The 1,114-nt window shown below is 45.1% G+C and carries 1 protein-coding gene; it reads right to left on the bottom strand.

Annotation, left to right across the window (positions count from 1 at the left end):
* Positions 1 to 18: 18 nt before the first annotated feature.
* Positions 19 to 975 carry an IS110 family RNA-guided transposase gene (locus FN808_RS18780; protein WP_142716157.1) on the bottom strand — a complete coding sequence of 319 codons (957 nt, stop codon included), beginning with the start codon at positions 973 to 975 and terminating at the stop codon, positions 19 to 21.
* Positions 976 to 1,114 lie beyond the last annotated feature (139 nt).

Below are 1,114 nucleotides of genomic sequence, written 5' to 3'. Positions count from 1 at the left end.
AATGAACTGTGTTTAAAGTCAAGCAACCAATGCCTTTTTTTTGTTGAACGCTTCGCACCTCTTACCAACGGCAAAAGCTTGTCGCAACAGTTTGTGGGCAATGGCTACCTTAATCACTTTTTCTGGTTTTCCTCTTTTCTTCAATCGATCATACATTTTCTTGCAGGCTGGATTACTACGTTTGGCAGACCAACTGCACATATACAGCAGCTTCCGCAGTTGCGGACAGCCCAATTTGCTAATACTTCCACGTCCCTTGACCGAGGACCCAGATTCCCAGATCCGGGGGCAAATGCCCACGTAACTGGCCAATTTTCTGGGGCTATCAAAACGACGGAATCCATCAGTAATTGTTACCAGTTCAATAGCTGTTTTTTGGCCAATGCCAGGTATCGTTAAAAGCGCTTCCATAACCTCCTCGTAATGCTCCTCAGCCAATGCTGCCATACGTTTATCAATACGGGTAATATTATCTTCTAACTCCTTTTGCATCTTCCTGATCAGCTCATTCACCATGGGCTCAATTTCTTTATTTTGGGTAAATGCTTCGGCCTGTCCGGTGAGAATGGCTTTCTGACGCAGTAGCCCTTCCCGCATGCTCATGAGCTTTTTCAAGGCTTGTCGGGCTTCAGAGGGCGGACACCACCGGTCCGGTTGTTGATCAATGCCATATTGGGCAAGTAAGGCGGCATCTTTGGCGTCTGTTTTCGTTCGGGTTAGCTTCATCTGTCCGTAACGCCGGATAACCAGTGGATTCAGGACACTAATTTTTATGTCCTGCTCATATAAATAACTGGCCAATCCCAGATAATAAGGGCCGGAGGCTTCCATAATAACATGGACTTCCTCATCGATTATCCAATCTTTAAATGCTTTCCATCCGTTGTGGTTGTTAGTAAACCGTCTATTCCGTTGTCGTTGAGTACAATAGCAATCAAACCATTCTTTGGAAATATCTATACCAATAGTGTTCATCACTTTTTATATTTTATTTGAAGTGAAGAAGGTTTCCGTGTCCAAATCCATCCTGCATACTGGCTCGAAGCCTACTGAACTGTTCGTGGTTACACGGCGGTGGCAAATGGGCAGGGCAATCATTGCGCTCGAGTTCTAT

This window comes from Fodinibius sediminis (assembly GCF_900182555.1).
GTDB classification, from domain to species: Bacteria; Bacteroidota; Rhodothermia; order Balneolales; family Balneolaceae; genus Fodinibius; species Fodinibius sediminis.
This window is presented reverse-complemented; position numbering and strand designations above follow the sequence as displayed.